Source organism: Pseudomonas sp. SIMBA_041, from assembly GCF_046535095.1.
GTDB classification, from domain to species: domain Bacteria; phylum Pseudomonadota; class Gammaproteobacteria; order Pseudomonadales; family Pseudomonadaceae; genus Aquipseudomonas; species Aquipseudomonas mucoides.
Map to the genome: position 1 here is coordinate 1 of NZ_JAWRXJ010000520.1, position 259 is coordinate 259.

The window sequence follows — 259 nt, forward strand, 5'->3', positions numbered from 1 at the left end:
CCTTTATTGCAATCAGATTATTGTCTATGTTCACTATTATTCAGTCGCACCGTACCGAAAACCTCGTTGATCAATTGCTTGTACAATACCAGTCCAAGGATCAGCCTGTTTTTGAGCCTTTTATTGTCATTGTACCGTCAATGGTATTGGGTGATTGGTTGGATAAAACTATTGCTAGCCGTGCTGGTATTAGTACCTTGGTGCGTACTAAATTTTGGGGTCAGTATCAATGGACGCTGATGCAAGATGTATTGACTCG

General features: G+C 40.9%; 1 protein-coding gene. It reads left to right on the plus strand.

The annotated features are described in order from the left end of the window. Positions 1-26: 26 nt before the first annotated feature. Positions 27-259: exodeoxyribonuclease V subunit gamma (locus tag SB725_RS32170; RefSeq protein ID WP_410923545.1), on the plus strand; the 233-nt coding region annotated here is incomplete at its 3' end.